The organism is Haliea alexandrii, assembly GCF_003719295.1.
GTDB classification, from domain to species: Bacteria; Pseudomonadota; Gammaproteobacteria; order Pseudomonadales; family Halieaceae; genus Haliea; species Haliea alexandrii.
This window is the reverse complement of sequence record NZ_RFLW01000004.1, coordinates 136,455-152,261: the sequence shown is the minus strand read 5'-3', so window position 1 is coordinate 152,261 and position 15,807 is coordinate 136,455. Positions and strand designations below refer to the sequence as shown.

Sequence of the window (15,807 nt, the reverse complement as noted above, 5' to 3'; positions counted from 1 at the left end):
AGCGCCCCGTCAGTTAACTTGACCGCGCGGGACCTGAGAGCCCGCGTAGTCATTTGCGAGGATGCGGTTTAACGCCAGGCTGACTATGTCAAAACGCGATTATTATGAAGTGCTCGGGGTCGAGAAAGCGGCCGATGAGAAGGACATCAAAAAGGCCTATCGACGGGTCGCCATGAAGTACCACCCGGACCGGAACCCCGATGATCCGGATGCCGACGACAAGTTCAAGGAGGCCACCGAAGCCTACGACGTTCTGATGAACGCGGAAAAACGTGCGGCTTACGACCGGTTCGGCCACTCGGGCGTCGATCCCAATATGGGCGCGGGCGGCTTCGGCGCCGGCGGTGGCAGCTTTAGCGACATCTTCGGCGACGTGTTTGGCGATATCTTTGGTGGCGGCGGTGGCCGCGGACGCGGTGGCCCGCAACGTGGGTCGGACCTGCGCTACACGCTGGATATTTCGCTTGAGGATGCGGTCAAGGGCACCACAGTGGAGATCAAGGTGCCCACCCTCGCCACCTGCGAGGAGTGCGACGGCTCCGGCGCACGCAAGGGCAGCTCCCCGGTAGACTGCACTACCTGCGGCGGCATCGGTCAGGTGCGCATGCAGCAGGGTTTCTTTCAGGTACAGCAGACCTGTCCCACCTGTCGCGGTCGCGGCAAGATGATTTCCGACCCCTGCGGTAAATGCCACGGACAGGGGCGCGTGGAAAAGCGCAAGACGCTGTCGGTCAAAGTGCCACCGGGCGTGGACACGGGCGACCGTATCCGCTTGTCCGGCGAGGGCGAAGCCGGCCCGGATGGTGGTCCGCCCGGGGACCTGTTCGTGCAGATGTCGGTGCGCCAGCACCCCATTTTCGAGCGCGACGGCAAGAACCTCTACTGTGAAGTCCCCATCACGTTTGTCGCTGCGGCGCTTGGCGGTGAGCTGGAAGTGCCCACGCTGGACGGCCGCGTGAAACTGAAAATTCCCGCCGAAACCCAGACCGGCAAGCTGTTCCGCTTGCGTGGCAAGGGCGTAAAGCCGGTGCGAGGTGGCGCGGTAGGCGATCTGTTGTGCCGCGCGGTCGTGGAGACGCCGGTCAACCTGAACAAGAAGCAGAAGGACTTGCTGCGCGAGTTTCAGGAAAGCCTCGGCCAGGGCGGCGATGCACAGTCACCGCGCCAGACCAGTTGGTTCGAGGGCGTGAAAACCTTTTTTGATGACATGAAGCCATGACGATAAAAGTCGGAATCACCGGCGCTGCCGGGCGCATGGGGCGTACACTGATCGAAACCATCGCGCAGCAGCCTGGCCTGGAGCTGGCGGCAGCCGTTGAGCAGCCAGAGAGCAGCCTGATTGGCGCGGATGCCGGCGAGCTGGCCGGTCTCGGCAAACTCGGAGTGCCGGTGTCCGCGGCGCTGAGCGAGGTGATTGCGCAGATCGATGTGTTGATTGACTTCACCGTGCCCGCGGCGACCCTGGCGAACCTCGAGGCCTGCGCGGCGGCGGGCAAGGCGATGATCATCGGCACCACCGGCTTCACGGCGGAACAGGGCCAACTGATCAAGCGTGCGGCGGGCAAGGTGCCCGTGTGCAAGGCGTCGAACTTCAGCACCGGTGTCAACCTGTGTTTCAAGCTTCTGGACATGGCAGCGCGCGTGTTGGGCGATGATGTGGACATCGAGATCGTCGAGGCGCATCACCGGCACAAGATAGATGCCCCCTCTGGCACCGCCCTGTCCATGGGCGGTGTGGTGGCAAATGCCCTGGGTCGCGACCTGGCGGAAGTGGCGGTATATGGCCGCGAGGGACAGACCGGCGCGCGGCAGCGCGACACCATCGGCTTTGCCACCGTACGCGCGGGGGATATTGTTGGCGACCACACAGTGATCTTCGCCGCCGACGGGGAGCGCGTGGAAATTACTCACAAGGCCTCCAGCCGCATGTCGTTTGCCCGGGGCGCCGTGCGCGCCGCGGGCTGGCTGGTGGGCCGTGAGCCGCGTTTATATGATATGCAGGACGTACTGGGCCTGTAAGCCTGAGCCGCTGGCCCGTTTAAAGCTCGCTTCGGAGGAATGTTTGTGACCGAGTCCATTGTCAATATCGACGAAAGCAACGCGGCGGCGCTGCTGATAGAGGAGTCCCACCGGCGTCCGGTCGTGGTGGATTTCTGGGCTGACTGGTGCGGCCCCTGCAAAAACCTTATGCCGGTGCTGGAAAAACTGGCAAATGAATATGGCGGTGCGTTTTTGCTGGCCAAAGTGAACGCTGACGAACAGCCCATGATCTCCCAGCAGTTTGGCGTGCGCAGCCTGCCCACCGTGATGGTGATGCAGGGCGGCCAGCCGGTGGATGGCTTCGTCGGCGCGCAGTCGGAGGCGCAGGTACGCGAGCTGTTGGAGAAATACCTGCCAAAGCCCTGGGATGGCCTGTTGGAAGAGGGCCAGGCGCTCATTGCGGCGGGCGATTTCAGTTCCGCGCTGAGCCCGCTGCGCCAGGCCTTCGAGGACTCCGGACAGCGTCACGACATCACGCTCGCCTACGCGCATGCGCTGCTCGAGAGCAACCGGCTGGACGACGCGGAAGCGGTTCTCGGTACGGTGCGCATGGCGGATCAGGATCCGGCCTGGGAGCAGCTGGTCGCGCAACTGAAACTCAAGCGCGAAGCGGCAGTAACGCCGGAGATGGCGGCGCTGGAGGAACGCCTTGAGGCGGAGCCGGGCAATCATGACGTCCGGCACCAATTGGCGGTGCAGTATACCAATGCCGGTTATTTTCGCGAAGCCCTGGAGCACCTCATCACGATTTTGCGGCAGGACCTCAACCACGCTGATGGCGCGACCAAGAAGGCCCTGATCGATACCATTGCCAGCCTGGGCAAGGGCGACCCGCTGGCCGCGGAGTACCAGCGCAAACTTTACAGCCTGCTGTACTGAGCGCCAGCCGGGCGCCCAATGCCCGGCAGTGCGCCTGCCCCCGGCGCTTGTTTTGCGCTGCGGTTATCGTTAAGGTACATGCCCTGGCGATGAAAAACATACTCCAAGGTCAAAACCGCTATGGCGTGTACCCGGAACAGGGCTCCAAGGCAGCGCGTGCCGCACTTTCGTGCTTGCGTCGCCTTGGCGTTGGCGGCGTTTCTGATCGCCTGCTCCGAGGCGCCGGACCCACCGCCCGCAGTGGCGGGCAGCGCAGCACTTGAGGCACACTCCGCCGAATTCAGGCGCGACATCATCGAAGTGGTGCCCGGCATCCACGTGGCGATCGGGTATGCGCTGGCCAATGTGATACTGATCGAAGGCGATGACGGCGTCATTATCGTCGATACCACCGAGTCGCTCGCGGCGGCGCGCACCGTCAAGGCCGAATTTGACCGTATCACCGACAAGCCGGTGCAGGCGATCATCTACACCCACAACCACACAGATCATATCTTCGGCGCCGAGGCCTTCGCCGCGGGTAGGGACGTGCCGGTCTATGCCCACAAAACCACCTGGAGCCATATCGAACGCATCATGAACGTGCTGCGTCCGGTTATTGAAACGCGCTCTTTCCATATGTTCGGCAACTACCTGGAAGCGGGCGGCGAGGCTGTCATCAATGACGGCATCGGGCCGGCCCTGGCGCACAGCACAACCGGGGAGGGCGATATTTACGGCCTCTTGCCCCCCACGCACACGGTCGACGAGCGACTGGAAGTGACCCTGGCGGGGCGTCGGCTGGTTTTGATGCACGCGCCCGGTGAGACCGACGACCAGTTGCTCGTTTGGTTGCCCGATGAGGGGGTGCTGCTGCCCGGCGACAATGTGTACAAGGCCTTCCCCAATCTCTACACCATTCGCGGTACCCGCTACCGCGACGTTATGCAGTGGGCGCACAGTGTGCGCCTGATGCGCTCGCTGGGCGCTGAGCACCTGATCCCCAGCCATACACGCCCGGTATCGGGTGCCGAGGCTGTCGACGAGATTCTTCAGGTGTACGGCGACGCCATTCAATTCGTGCACGACCAGACAGTGCGTGGCATGAACCAGGGGCTGGACGCCGATACCCTGGCGCGCACCGTGCAACTGCCCGCCGAGCTTGCTGGGCATCCCTGGTTGCAGCCGTTCTACGGCACCGTGCCCTGGTCGGTAAGAGCAATTTACAATGGGTATCTCGGTTGGTTCGAGGGCAACAGCAGCACTCTGTTCCCCATAGCGAGCGCCACCCGGGCCCAGCGTTTGCTGGCACTGGCGGGGGGTGCAGATGCCGTGCTGGCTGAGGCCGAGGCGCACCTGCCGGCTGATCCACAGTGGGCCGCGGAGCTTGCCGACCTGATGCTGGCTGCCAGTCCCGATTCTGTTCCGGTTGCGGCTGAGCTGAAGGCGCGTGCCCTGCGTATGCTTGCAGAGGTTACGCCGAACCCGAACGCACGGAACTGGTATCTCACCGATGCACTGGAGTTGGAGCAGCGTATCAGCACAGGGCCTTCGCCAATCAGTGCCGAGCGTGTCGCCTTTGCGCAGGGGTTCCCGATTGCCGGTGTACTACGCAGCATGGCGGTGAACCTGGATCCGGAGCGCAGTGCCGGGGTAAACGAGCGCGTGGTGTTTGTGTTCCCCGATCAGGGCGTGCAGTACGCGGTGCATGTGCGCCACCAGGTGGCAGTGATCGATGCACTGCCCTCGGTTCCGGAGGGTGAAGGTGTTGTGGTGACGGTCCCGGCCACGGAGTGGCTGGCCCTGATGACCGGCCAGCGGAGTTTTCCGCTGGCGCTGGCAGACGGCACTCTGCACGTGTCCGGGGGTATGGCGGACACGGCGAAATTATTGCGTTTTCTGGCGTTGTTTCGTCAGAAATAAATTCACAGCGGCCCCAGGGCCAGTTCAATTCAATCGAGAGGTAGCCACGTGGATACAAGTTTTGCTCCGGAAGATCTCGCGTTTCGCGATGAAGTGCGCGCATTTTTTGCAGAGGCCTACGATGCCGACCTGCAGGCGCGCTTGAACAACCTCGATACGTTCAAGGACGCCGTCATCGACTGGCAGAAGCGCCTCTACAAGCAGGGTTGGATCGCCCCCGGCTGGCCGAAGGAATACGGCGGCACGGGTTGGAACGCCACGCAGAAATTTATTTTTGAAACCGAACGCAGCACCGCGGGCATTCGCGATGTTATCCCCTTCGGTCTCAATATGGTGGGGCCCGTTATCTATGCGTTTGGTAATGAAGAGCAGAAGGCGCGGTTCCTTCCTGGCATCCTGCAGAGCGATGACTGGTGGTGCCAAGGCTATTCCGAGCCCGGCGCGGGGTCCGACCTCGCGTCACTGAAAACCCGCGCCGTGCGTGAGGGCGACGAGTATGTGGTCACCGGCGCCAAGATCTGGACCAGCTATGCTCAGTATGCCGACTGGATATTCTGCCTGGTACGCACCAGCAGCGAAGGCAAGAAGCAGAATGGCATCAGCTTCCTGTTGATCGACATGAAGTCGCCGGGTATCAAGGTCAACCCGATCGTCTCTATAGACAACCACCACAGCTTGAACGAAGTGGAATTCAACGAGGTGCGGGTGCCGGTCGCCAACCTGATTGGCGAGCAGGACAAGGGCTGGACCTATGCCAAGGCCCTGCTGGCCCATGAGCGCACCGCGATTGCCGGTGTGGCGGACAGCAAGCGCAGCCTTGCGGAAACGCGCGCCTTCGCCGAGCGGGAAGTCAACGGTGGCAAATCCCTGTTGAGCGATCCGCTGTTTCAGAAGCGTCTGTCCGATATCGAAATCGAGCTGATGGCCCTGGAGTTTACTGAGCTGCGAGTGCTGGCAACGGTGGCGGCCGGTGGCGCGCCTGGTGCCGAGTCCTCCATGCTCAAGATCAAGGGAACAGAGATGCAACAGGCTGTGCAGGAGCTGCGCATGGATGTCGCCGCCTATTACCAGGGGGTACTGCCCAATGAGCTGACAGCGGAGCAGCTCGGCCACGACTTTGGCTCACAGGCCCGCCAGACCTACATGTATGGTCGCGCTTCAACGATTTACGGCGGTTCCAACGAGGTACAGAAAAACATCATCGCCAAGGCCGTGCTCGGCCTTTAATCCCGCACTGCTGGAGAGGATATAGCAATGAATTTCGAGTTTACTGAAGAACAGGGCATGCTGCGGGACAGCGTGGCGCGCTTTGTGCAGGACAGTTACGATTTTGATACCCGGTGTAAAATCGCAGCAACTGATGAAGCCATGAGCCGCGAGAACTGGCAGACCTTTGCCGAACTCGGCTGGTTATCGGTGCCTTTCGCCGAGTCTCACGGCGGTTTTGGCGGCGGCCCGGTGGATACCATGGTGATGATGGAGGAGTTCGGCAAGGGCATTGTGCTGGAACCTTACCTGGCAACTGTGCTGCTGTTTGGCGGGCTCCTGCAGCGTGGCGGCAGTGTAGAGCAGCAGGCCGAGATCATCCCGCGCATTATCGAGGGCGGTTGTCAGGGCGCGTTTGCCTATCTGGAGCGGCAGAGTCGCCATCAGCTGGCCGATATCAAGACGACCGCAACCGTCGAGGGCGACCAGCTGGTCCTGAACGGTGAAAAAGTGGTCGTGTTCAACGGTGCCAGTGCGGATCAGTTGATCGTCGCGGCGCGCAGCAGTGGCGAGCAGAGCGATGAAGCGGGCATAACCCTGGTACTGGTGCCCGCAGATGCGGCCGGTGTCGAGCGCACGGCTTACCGCCTGATGGACGGGCAAGTGGTTGCCAACATCACTTTCAGCAACGTGCAGGTGCCTGTGGCGGATATTGTGGGTGAGCTGGATAACGGCTACGCGGTCATGAGTCCGGTGATTACACAGGCCAATGTGGCACTCGCGGCAGAAGCGCTGGGTATTATGGGGCAATTGAACGCCAAGACCCTGGAATACACCAAAACGCGCAAGCAGTTCGATGTGGCAATCGGAAGTTTCCAGGCGCTGCAACATCGCATGGTGGATACCTTCATGGCCTACGAACAGGTCAAGTCGCTGCTGTACCGGGCCGTGTGTGAGCTGGATGGCGCGGGTGACGACGTGACCGCCTGTGTGCATGCCCTGCAAGTCCTGGTCGACCGCAATGGCCGGAAGATTTTCGGCGAGGCGATCCAGCTGCATGGGGGTATGGGTATTACCGACGAACTGGATATTGGCCACTACGCCAAGCGTTTGATGATGATCAACACCACCTTCGGCAATGGTGACTACCATCAGGCAAAGTTCAATGAACTGCGCTACAGTGCCTGAGTGCGGGCGAGAGCAGTGGCCGGTTCGATGATAATCACCAGGGAGAAGTAACAATGAAATTGGGCATACTGCTGGGTTATTCCGGCAAACAGATCAACATCCCGATTGACCTGATCCGTCAGGCGGAATCCATGGGCTACGACTCCGTATGGACAGCAGAAGCCTACGGCAACGATGCGGTGACTGCAGCGGCCTGGGTGCTGGCGCAGACCGACAAAATCCGCGTGGGTACCGCCATCATGCAGATGCCGGCGAGAACGCCTGCCATGTGCGCCATGACCGCCATGTCCCTGGATCAACTCTCTGGTGGTCGCTTCATCGTTGGTCTGGGTGCATCCGGGCCACAGGTGGTCGAGGGTTGGCACGGTGTGCCCTACGGCAAGCCGGTCACCCGCACGCGGGAATACATCCAGATCATGCGGAAGATCATGGCCCGTGAAGGGCCGGTAGAGTTCGACGGCGACATGTATCAGCTGCCCAATACCGGCGCTGGTACCACCGGCTTGGGTAAGCCCCTGAAGTCGATTCTCGAAGGTAACCCGAATATCCCGATCTACACCGCCTCCATTACACCTGCCGGCCTGCGCTGTGCGGGTGAAGTGGCGGACGGCGTGTTTCCGGTGTGGATGGACCCGGATAAATTCAGCATTCTGGGTGACCATATCCAGAAAGGCCTGGATACCGCTGGAAACGGCAAGAGCCTGTCTGATTTTGATATCGCCCCTTTCGTGTCAGTCGCGCTGAACGATGACCTGAAAGCGGCTTACGATTCCCTGCGGCCCTGGCTTGCGCTTTATATTGGCGGCATGGGCGCCAAGGGCAAGAATTTCTACAACGACTACGCCACCCGCGCAGGGTATGGCGAGGTGGCCGAGCGCATCCAGGATCTGTACCTCAGCGGCAAAAAGGCGGAAGCGGAGGCACTGGTGCCTGACCAGCTGCTAGATGAAGTGGCACTGGTCGGCCCGCGTGAGCGCATCATCGAGCGTCTCGGCAGCTGGAAAGCCGCAGCGGCACGCGGCGAAGTGGGCACCATGTTGCTGGGTGTACACGATCCGGTGGTTCTCGAGCTGTTTGCCAAGGAACTGCTGTAGTGGTGGTAGAGGGCGCCGTTGTTATTGTCACCGGCGGTGGCAACGGCATAGGCAAGGCCCTCTGTGCGCGCTTTCACCGTGAGGGCGCCCGCAAAGTGGTGGTGGCGGATTTGCACCCGGCCGATGCCGAGGCAGTTGCGGCCGTGGTCGATGGCGACGCCTATGGTCTCGATGTGCGTGACGAAGCCGCGCTGCAATCGATGGTCGCAGAGGTGGAAGCGAAATACGGTCGAGTCGACCTGTTCTGCAGCAATGCGGGCATTATCGCCGGTGATGGGGAGCCCTGGTGGGCCACCTCGGCGCCCAACGAAACCTGGCAGGCGATGTGGGACATCCACGTCATGTCCCATGTTTTTGCGGCCCGCGCCTGCTTGCCGGGCATGCTGGCGCGCGGCGAGGGATACCTGCTGAATACGGCCTCCGCAGCGGGGTTGCTCAACCAGGTGGGCGATGCGGCCTATTCAACCACCAAGCACGCCGCCATTGGTTTTGCCGAGGCGCTGGCAATTACCCACGGTGACGACGGAATCAAGGTGTCCGTGCTATGCCCACAGGCGGTTGCGACCCAAATGATCGGCAGTGTGGAAGAGGGCGGCACCGCGGGGGTCGACGGTATCCTGACGCCGGATGAAGTCGCCGAGGCAGTTGTTCAGGGCCTGGCCGCAGAGCGCTTTCTGATACTGCCGCATCCGCAGGTTGCTGATTATCGGGCGCACAAGGCCGCCGATTACGACCGTTGGCTGGGTGGCATGCGTAAATTGCGTCGCCGCTTCGGCAACCCGAACCTTTAAGGCGGCCGCGCCTCACCATGCAACGGAAAGAGCAGCAGGCGCGCTTTGCGCGCACCATCCTCAACGGCTTCGAAGCCTATTTCGCCGAGTTCCAGAACATCACGCTGGCAGCGCGCTCGCGCTTCGAGGCGCAGGACTGGCTGGGTATGCACGCCGCGTCCATCCGTCGCATCGATCTCTACAAGGAGGCGACCACCCGGGTGCTCGAGTACGTTGAGCTGATTGCGGGTGAACAGCTGCACGCCCTGCAGTTCTGGCAGGAGGCTCGGGTGGTCTACGCCGACCTGGTGCGCGGCCACAACAACTTTGAAATTGCCGAAACATTTTTCAATTCGGTGTATTGCGGCGTATTCAAGCACCGCAAGATTCGCGACGAGTACGCGTTCGTGTTTTCTCCCCAGGGCGACATGCCGGCACCGGATGTGAGTAAGGTGTACAGGGCGTACCCGTTCGAGGGTGACCTGGCGGGTGTGCTGCGCCGGCTGCTGGATGACTATGGTTTCAGCCTGCCGTGGGAAGACCTGACGCGGGACATAAACAGCCTGGCAGATGCCATAACCCGTTGTCTCTCGGAGCGCCTGAACCTCTCGCGCGAGGGGGTCGAGCTACAGACTCTGGAGCCCCACTTCTTCCGCAACAAGGGCGCATATATTGTCGGGCGGATTGTTTCCGGCCCTGATTCCATGCCGATTGTGATCCCCATTCTGCACTCGGGGAACGGCGAGGTGTATGTCGATACCATCCTGTTCGGTGCCGACAAAATGAGCGTGGTCTTCAGCTTCACCCGCGCCTATTTCATGGTGGATGCGAGCATTCCCTCGCAATATGTCCTGTTTCTGCAGCAGCTCATGCCGGCCAAGCCCATTTCCGAACTCTACAGCTCGATGGGCTATAACAAGCACGGCAAAACTTATTACTACCGCTGTGCGTTCCGGCACATGCAGAAAACCAGTGACCAGTTCATTATCGCGCCAGGTATCAAGGGCATGGTGATGAGCGTGTTCACACTGCCCTCATATGATTTCGTGTTCAAGATCATCAAGGACAGGTTCACGCCGCCCAAAGAGATGACACGGGAGCAGGTGAAGGAGAAGTACCGGCTGGTAAAGCGCTGGGACCGCGCCGGACGCATGGCGGACACACAGGAGTTCACCAATCTGGCGTTCGCGCGCGAGCGCTTCTCCGACGAGCTGATGGCCGAGCTGCACAAAGTGGCCCCATCAATGATCGAGGAACATGGCAAAGCGCTGGTTATTCGGCACGTGTATGTAGAGCGCCGCATGACCCCACTCAATCTTTACCTGCAGAGTGCCAGCGATGAACAAGTGGGCGCGGTGATGGATGAGTACGGTAATGCCATCAAGCAGCTTGCGGCGGCCAACATATTTCCCGGTGACATGCTGTTGAAGAATTTTGGTGTGACCCGTCACGGCAGGGTTGTGTTCTATGACTACGACGAAATCGTGCCGCTCATGGACTGCAATTTTCGAGAGATTCCCGAGCCGCGCAGTGAAGCCGAGGAGCTGGCCAGCCAGCCGTGGTACAACGTGGGGCCCAATGATATTTTCCCCGAGGAGTTTCGCCTGTTCTTTTCCGGCAACCAGCGCGCACGCAAAGTGTTCGATGCCATGCACAGTGATATCTACGAGGCGAGCTTCTGGCGTGGGTTGCAGGCGCGCATCCGCGATGGGCATGTCGAGGACTTCTTTCCCTACCGGCGCAAACTGCGCTTCAACCGCAACACGGATCAACAGGCAGTCAACGCATAATGGCCACACTGTATTTATTCAGACACGGACAGGCGTCCTTCGGCGCCGACGATTACGACAAACTGTCTACACTGGGCAGCCGTCAGGCGGAGGTGCTGGGGCACTATCTGCGCGACCAGGGCATTCAGCTGGATGCCGCCTACAGCGGCGCACTGTTGCGTCAGCGCGAAACCACCGCCCTGGCTCTGGCCAGCCAGTCGGGCGATGTACCTCATCACATTGATGCGCGCTTCGACGAGGTGCGTAATGACGAGCAGATCCGCTATCTGGTGCCGGTGGTTGCCAAGGCGAACCCGTCTATTCAGGCGCTGGTGGATAAGGGACTGAAGTCCAGTAAAGATTACCAGAAGGTTATCGAGGCCGTTTTCACGCACTGGACCTCGCCGGCTTGCGATGAGCCGCGCATTCAAAGCTGGGCCGATTACTCGGGTTCAGTTGCAGCAGCGTTACGCGATGTGATGGCAGCCGAGGGCGCCGGCAAAACAGTCGGTATTTTCACCTCCGGCGGCACGATAGCCACCATTGTCAGCCAGGTGCTCGGACTGTCGGGCGAGCATGCCTACAAGTTCTATGAACCGATCTTCAATTGCTCTGTGACCCAGCTGTTCTACAGCGGTGACAAGGTTTCGCTGTCCTACTTCAACGACCGCTCCTTCCTGCAGGTGCTGGGCACGCAGCAGGGCGAGCAGCTCGTTACGTATCGCTGACCGGACGCTTGCGTCGCAGCAGGGATTCCTGCGCTGTAGAGGCCACCAGATCCCCCTGGCGGTTGTAGAAGCTTCCCCGGCTCAATCCCCGGCCCCCATGTGTGCTGGGACTGTCCATCGCGTACAGCAGGTAGTCGTCCACCCGTAGCGGACGGTGTATCCACAGGGCGTGGTCCAGGCTCGCGGTTTGCATCTGCGGGTCCATGGCCGTGACCGGATGCGGCAGCAGGGCCGCGCCCAGCAGGGCGAAATCTGAAATAAACGTGAGAATGGTCTGGTGGCGGACGGGGTCATCCCCGATCACCTGATCCGGATCCAACACGCGAAACCAGGTGTACTGCTCCGGCTCCTGGGGCTGCGGGTTGACGTAGTCTCGCCGTTTTACCGGACGCCGTTCAAGTGCCTGCATCATGGGTGCGGCAAAGCGATCCGGATGCTGCTTGGCCATCTGGCTCCAGAACTCGAAGTCGGTTTCCAGCTCTTCCGGTGGCGTGACGTCCGGCATCTCGAACTGGTGACTGAAACCATCCTCCTGCGCCTGGAACGATACCGACGTACTGAAAATAGGTACGCCGTCCTGTTTTGCCGTCACCCGCCGTGTGGTGAAACTGCCGCCGTCCCGTATCGGATCAACCTCATAGACAATCTGTTTTTTGGGGTTGCCCGGCCGCAGAAAGTAAGCATGCATGGAGTGTGCGAAGCGCTCGGCATCGACTGTACGGCTGGCTGCATTCAATGACTGTGCGAGCACCTGGCCGCCGAATACCCGTGGCGGGTAGCTCGGACTGTTGCCAATGAACAGATACTTGTCAATTCGCTCGACCTCGAGCAGGGTGAGGAGCTTTTGCAGCTTGTCTGTCACGTTTCAGCCTTCTTTCCGGAGGGTAGTGCCTCATCCGGGCGCGGTATGAGGCCATTGAAAAATAGATCGAAATAGTCTTTTGCAACAGTGTCCAGGTCATCCACCCGTCGCCACAGTTTAATGTCCATAGACGCGTTGATTGCGCCGGCGATTAACTGCTGTGCAATAAACGGCTTGATGGTGCGAATGCTGCCGTCCTCGATACCTTCGCGAATGAAGTCACCGAAGCGCTGGTTTGCCGCTTCCGTGCGCGCAAGAACCTGCTTGCGTCGTACCATGGGCAAAGCCGTGATAGTGCTGTAGCGAATCAGCGGACCGCGCTCCGAGTTCTGGGCATGGAAAATCTGTCGGCATACCTGATCAATCTTGTGCAGGCCACTGCCCTGCATCTGCACCGCCTGGTCATGAATGTCTTCCGTGATGTCGAGTGAGTAGGTATAGCAGTTGAACAGCAGGTCCTCCTTGTTCCGGATATGGTAGTAAAAAGCGCCCTTGGAGACGCTCAACTGCTCGGCAATTTCATCCAGTGAGGTGCCATTGAACCCCTTCTTGTTGAAAAACCAGGTGCCGGTTTTGTAAAACGCCTGTTGCTTTAGCCGGTTCTGCTCCTCCCGGTCGAAGCCCTGCGTGTATGGCTCCGGTGTGACGCTGACGGCGAGTGACGCAGGTCGGTACGTATCGTCACCACTGTGCAGGCCGTGTGCGAGAAGATCCCAGGCGGCGAGTGCGACGTGATCTACGGTATCCCGTGGAAGGCTGTGCAGCCAGAAAAAGATCCAGTCCAAAGATCCGAGAATTGATCGCGTTGCAGCAATCGTCTCGCAGGGCCTTATTTCGCCGGCGGTGATGCCGTCACTCAGGTAGCCGCGCAGATGCTTGAACATGCTGATGTAGCGGGCTTCCACTTCCTCGCGCTGGGTACCCTGCAGAGAGGCGATCTCCAGCAGGGCGGCGTAGTGAGGCCCCCTGTTTTCCTGTGCGGCCAGCCAGTTTTCGAATTGCAGCAGAAAAAATTGCCGGGCCCGCTCCAGCGGGCTGTCAAAGCGCCGCTCAATGTCGGCCATCGAGTGAAGGTGATGATCCAGGGTGGCGAGGTAGCACTGGAAAATCAGCTCTTCCTTGGTTTTTACATAGTAGTAGAGGCTGGTTTTGGTCAGGCCCAGCGACTCCGCAATATCGCGCAGCGTGGTCGCTCGAGACCCTTTGGAATTGAACAGCTGCGCCGCCTGGGACAGTATGGCTGCGCGCTTGGCGTCGTGCTGGGCAGTTCGATTGAACGGTGACCCCTGGCGTGGCCCGTCACTCAGTGTACTCATGCAGCGCCTCTGCGGAGGACGGGACCGCCGTTCTCCGTACTCAATAGTCTCAATTTCAAACTTTAAGTATTTTTTTTGTCGCTGTCTATAGTGTGCGAGGTGAGTCCCGAGTCGGGTTGATGTCTAGCCACCTGCGGGACCGGTAGCGCCACAACAGCAAGCTGGACTTGAGCAGATAATCCAGCAGCATGACGGCGAACACCCAATACACCGACAGGTTCAGTTGTACGCAGAGCCAGGCGGGTAACAGACGGCCAAAAATGATGCCAATGAACGTTGCCAGCAAGGGAAAGCGGGTGTCCCCCGCGCCCCTGAGAGCGCCCGCGAGGGCGAAATCAATGGCCATCATGGGCTGTGCGAGGCAGATGATGTAAATGAAGCCCACCGTGAGGTCAATCACCTCGACGTCGTCGATCATGAACGTCGCGAGGTCGCGCGCGTACCATGCCATACAGGCGGAAAGTGTAATCATCGCCAGCAACGCCATGCGCAGCGACCTCCACCCCGTGATCATGGCCTGAGCCGGGCGGCCGGCGCCGAGTTGTTGACCCACCAGGGTAGCGGTTGCGATGCCGAAACCGAACCCGACGACAATGGGGAACGCGACGAGGCTGATGCCTATACCGTAGGCAGCATAGGCACTGGTGCCGTAGTTGGCGACAATGGCGAAGAAGGCGAGAAATGCAATCTGTACCACCCCCTGCTCAGTCACTGCGGGCAGCGCGATGCGGACCAGTTTGCGCGCTGCAACCCAGTCGAAGCGTGCCTCTCCCACGGGCTGCAGGTTGAAGCGCCCTTTCCACCACATGAGCACAAAGGCAATGGTCACCAGCGCCCCCGCAATACCCCCGCCGAGCGCCACCCCGGCGACGCCGAGGGTAGGCAAGGGCCCCATGCCGAACGCCAGGGCGTAGCCAAAGGCCACGTTCATAGTCGTGCTACATGCCAGGAAGTAGAGCGGGGTGATTACATCGCCCGTCGCCCGCAGTGAGGTCGACAACATCATGTTCGTGGCAGAAAACAGGTTGAACAGCCCCAGCCAGAAGATGAAGCTTGCTGCCAGCAGCGTGGTTGCATTGTCCAGGCCAAAAATGCCGGCGATGGCCGTCGGGACGGTGAGCACAGGGATAGAGAGCAGCCCGGCAACCAGTAGAGCGAGCAGCAGCGCTGTCCAGCTTGCCATTTCTGCCTGTGCAACCTGCCTCGCCCCCCAATGCCGGGATACCGTTGCGGTGGTCGCCACGGACAGCCCCATGAGAATGGCCTGCACCAGAAAAAACACGCGGTGCCCCGTGGTGACAGCGGCAACCGCCGAAGTGCCGAGGCCAGCGGCAATCTTGATGTGCAGAAAGCCAACCGTGGTGAACAGCAGGTTTGAGATGATGGTCGGCCAGGCCAGCTGCCACACCCGGGCACTGCTTGACTCTCTCACTTCACCTGTTGTGTCCGTTTCACGCATCAAGGGCGCCCTTGTTCTGGTTCGGCGCACGCCTGATGGCGAAAACAGCTGACCAGGTGGTCATTCACCAGGCCGACGGCCTGCATGTATGCGTAGATAATTGTCGAGCCCACGAAGCTGAAACCCCGCCTCTTCAAGTCTTTGCTGATGGTATCCGACAGCGTGGTGCGTGCCGGTACCTCTGCCAGGGTGTGCCACTGGTTGGTAATGGGTTTGTTGTCAACGTGTTGCCAAAGGTACTTGGAGAACGAACCGGCTGAGGCCTGAACTTCGAGAAAAGCTCGGGCGTTCTTGCGCGCGCTATAGACTTTGAGTCGGTTGCGCACAATACCGGGGTTGAGCAGGGCTTTATCCAGCTCGGCGTCTGAAAAGGTGGCGACCTTGTTCGGGTCCAGTCCGGCAAAAGACGCATGATAGCCCTGACGCTTGCGCAGTACCGTAATCCAGGAAAGCCCGGCCTGCGCACCCTCCAGAACGAGGAACTCGAACAGGGTAGGGTCGTGTCGCACAGGCACACCCCATTCCTCGTCGTGGTAAGCAACATAGAGAGGGTCTGACCCGCACCAACCACAGCGATTCATTGTACCCATGCTC

General features: G+C 60.3%; 14 protein-coding genes. 10 read left to right on the top strand and 4 right to left on the bottom strand.

Annotated elements, in window-relative coordinates; genetic code table 11:
- Positions 1–85: 85 nt before the first annotated feature.
- The 10 genes from dnaJ (at position 86) to EGJ68_RS15410 (ending at position 11,576) form a co-directional block, all read left to right on the top strand.
- Entirely contained in the window at positions 86–1,219 is a 1,134-nt protein-coding gene (gene dnaJ / locus EGJ68_RS15455) for a molecular chaperone DnaJ (RefSeq protein WP_123035463.1), read from the top strand.
- Positions 1,216–2,019 (top strand): 4-hydroxy-tetrahydrodipicolinate reductase, encoded by an 804-nt coding sequence (gene dapB, locus EGJ68_RS15450; protein WP_123035462.1) that lies wholly within the window; start codon positions 1,216–1,218, stop codon positions 2,017–2,019. Before dnaJ ends, dapB begins: the two co-directional genes overlap by 4 nt.
- A 45-nt stretch (positions 2,020–2,064) precedes the next feature.
- Complete coding sequence (trxA, locus tag EGJ68_RS15445) at positions 2,065–2,919, top strand: thioredoxin (RefSeq protein WP_408609917.1); 855 nt, start codon at positions 2,065–2,067, stop codon at positions 2,917–2,919.
- Positions 2,920–3,075: 156 nt separating this feature from the next.
- Positions 3,076–4,821 carry an alkyl sulfatase dimerization domain-containing protein gene (locus tag EGJ68_RS15440; RefSeq protein ID WP_158283699.1) on the top strand — a complete coding sequence of 582 codons (1,746 nt, stop codon included), beginning with the start codon at positions 3,076–3,078 and terminating at the stop codon, positions 4,819–4,821.
- A gap of 48 nt (positions 4,822–4,869) precedes the next feature.
- The gene (locus tag EGJ68_RS15435; RefSeq protein WP_123035459.1) at positions 4,870–6,048 is read left to right on the top strand and encodes an acyl-CoA dehydrogenase family protein; all 1,179 of its coding nucleotides are present in this window, start codon (positions 4,870–4,872) and stop codon (positions 6,046–6,048) included.
- 27 nt (positions 6,049–6,075) lie between these two features.
- Complete coding sequence (locus tag EGJ68_RS15430) at positions 6,076–7,215, top strand: acyl-CoA dehydrogenase family protein (protein WP_123035458.1); 1,140 nt, start codon at positions 6,076–6,078, stop codon at positions 7,213–7,215.
- Between the two features lie 53 nt (positions 7,216–7,268).
- On the top strand, positions 7,269–8,309 hold the full coding sequence (locus EGJ68_RS15425) for an LLM class F420-dependent oxidoreductase (RefSeq protein WP_123035457.1): 1,041 nt from the start codon (positions 7,269–7,271) through the stop codon (positions 8,307–8,309).
- Complete coding sequence (locus EGJ68_RS15420; RefSeq protein WP_123035456.1) at positions 8,309–9,100, top strand: SDR family oxidoreductase; 792 nt, start codon at positions 8,309–8,311, stop codon at positions 9,098–9,100. Before EGJ68_RS15425 ends, EGJ68_RS15420 begins: the two co-directional genes overlap by 1 nt.
- Before the next feature lie 17 nt (positions 9,101–9,117).
- Positions 9,118–10,869: a bifunctional isocitrate dehydrogenase kinase/phosphatase gene (gene aceK / locus EGJ68_RS15415; RefSeq protein ID WP_123035455.1), complete on the top strand. Its 1,752-nt coding sequence runs from the start codon at positions 9,118–9,120 to the stop codon at positions 10,867–10,869.
- A complete protein-coding gene (locus EGJ68_RS15410) occupies positions 10,869–11,576 on the top strand; it encodes a histidine phosphatase family protein (RefSeq protein WP_123035454.1) in 708 nt (235 codons plus the stop codon). Before aceK ends, EGJ68_RS15410 begins: the two co-directional genes overlap by 1 nt.
- Here EGJ68_RS15410 and EGJ68_RS15405 read toward each other — a convergent pair.
- The 4 genes from EGJ68_RS15405 to EGJ68_RS15390 form a co-directional block, all read right to left on the bottom strand.
- Positions 11,563–12,438 carry an acyl-CoA thioesterase gene (locus EGJ68_RS15405; protein WP_123035453.1) on the bottom strand — a complete coding sequence of 292 codons (876 nt, stop codon included), beginning with the start codon at positions 12,436–12,438 and terminating at the stop codon, positions 11,563–11,565. The genes EGJ68_RS15410 and EGJ68_RS15405 overlap by 14 nt on opposite strands.
- A complete protein-coding gene (locus EGJ68_RS15400; RefSeq protein WP_123035452.1) occupies positions 12,435–13,754 on the bottom strand; it encodes a TetR/AcrR family transcriptional regulator in 1,320 nt (439 codons plus the stop codon). Before EGJ68_RS15400 ends, EGJ68_RS15405 begins: the two co-directional genes overlap by 4 nt.
- 85 nt (positions 13,755–13,839) lie before the next feature.
- Entirely contained in the window at positions 13,840–15,213 is a 1,374-nt protein-coding gene (locus EGJ68_RS15395; RefSeq protein ID WP_123035451.1) for an MATE family efflux transporter, read from the bottom strand.
- A complete protein-coding gene (locus tag EGJ68_RS15390) occupies positions 15,213–15,803 on the bottom strand; it encodes a DNA-3-methyladenine glycosylase I (protein WP_123035588.1) in 591 nt (196 codons plus the stop codon). Before EGJ68_RS15390 ends, EGJ68_RS15395 begins: the two co-directional genes overlap by 1 nt.
- Between the last annotated feature and the right edge of the window lie 4 nt (positions 15,804–15,807).